This window comes from Vibrio sp. Vb0667 (assembly GCF_033391095.1).
Genome location: NZ_JAWPOL010000219.1, coordinates 1 through 1,279, shown reverse-complemented (window position 1 = coordinate 1,279; position 1,279 = coordinate 1). Strand labels below are relative to the sequence as shown.

At 40.0% G+C, this 1,279-nt stretch carries 1 protein-coding gene and 1 pseudogene; both read right to left on the bottom strand.

Annotated features, from left to right (window positions below; all coding sequences use genetic code 11):
• Window positions 1-161, bottom strand: a pseudogene (locus R8269_RS24770) (EAL domain-containing protein); the annotation flags it as partial.
• 179 nt (window positions 162-340) lie between these two features.
• Window positions 341-1,279: collagenase (locus R8269_RS24765; RefSeq protein WP_318222850.1), on the bottom strand; the 939-nt coding region annotated here is incomplete at its 5' end.

Below are 1,279 nucleotides of genomic sequence, written 5' to 3'. Positions count from 1 at the left end.
ACATCGTTGTTTATGTTGCTTTTATCAAAAGTGCTTATCTTAGACAAAGTTTCGTAATATTGAATTTCTTGGCTTCTAGGACAGAGGATAGGTTGTACTAACGTTTTTATATCAAAGTCAGTCAATTTGAAGCTAGGTAGGTAAGGCATATTCCTTTTCATATTATCCACTTTATCCGTTTACTATTACTATGTTTGACTCACACTTAAACATCGTTTCATATTCTATATCTAAAGTTATTACGTCAGGAAATTAAGAATTATAATACCTCTATAAATAATATTTAATGTTCATTAAGCACCATCGAGAAAACAGGTGCCTAATGAACGATGATAGCAATTTATTTCGCAACAACAGACAGTTCTACGTCGAATTCTTCACGACCACTGATACTGAAATAGTATTGTCCCATTTTGATCGACCCGTCTTCATTTTTTGGGATTGAAATCGTTTCGTTACTACCATGGGTGTAGTTCGACCATTCGTACTCGAAGTAGTGGCATACTTTGTCGTAACAAGCGTATAGATCGGCATCACCAGTGCCGGAGATAGACACTTCCAGTTGATTATAACTTTCTGAAACATCGACAAAGAAGAGCGTTTCAGAGAACTTTTTACCGCTTACTTGGATGCTGGTATTGAGTTCGATTTTCTTAGGCTTCTCTTTCGGTTTTGGCTGAGAAATATCCGAATCGTCAATGTCTTTCGTCACCTCATCCAGCCACGAATGAAACTCGGTATTGTAAGCAGGCCCTAATCGTTCAAGCAGTTTTACCCACTCTTTGTATTGGCCGGTACGCGAGTAACCTAACAGTTCAGTAACGTTTTCAGGGTGTTTCTCTATCATGAAGCGCACAGCTAAGTAGCCCCAGCGGTACACACGGTTTAAACCGTCGCTGTAGTTCGTACTGAACACGTCTGCCAATGTGTGCGTCTTTTCTTTGCCAAGTACTAGAGCAGCATTGTAGCCCTCTTTGTAATACATGTATTCAGCAAAACCTTCCAACCACCACACGATACTGCCTTCGCGCATTGTGTCGTGGAAGTCACCGTATTGGTTGAATCGACCATCTAAATAATGCACATATTCGTGCTCTAAGTTTAGAATCGAAAAGTCGTCGTCCCATCCGTTTTGATAAGCGACGAATCGAGGTACATTTCCTTGTTTTGATGGGTCTCGCTCAAGGAACTGTCCGCCGTTGTTGGTTGTGTTATCAAAAAGGAAGCTGGAGTAGGTTGAATAGTCACTTTTGGTTTTAAAAACAATAACATCGACACT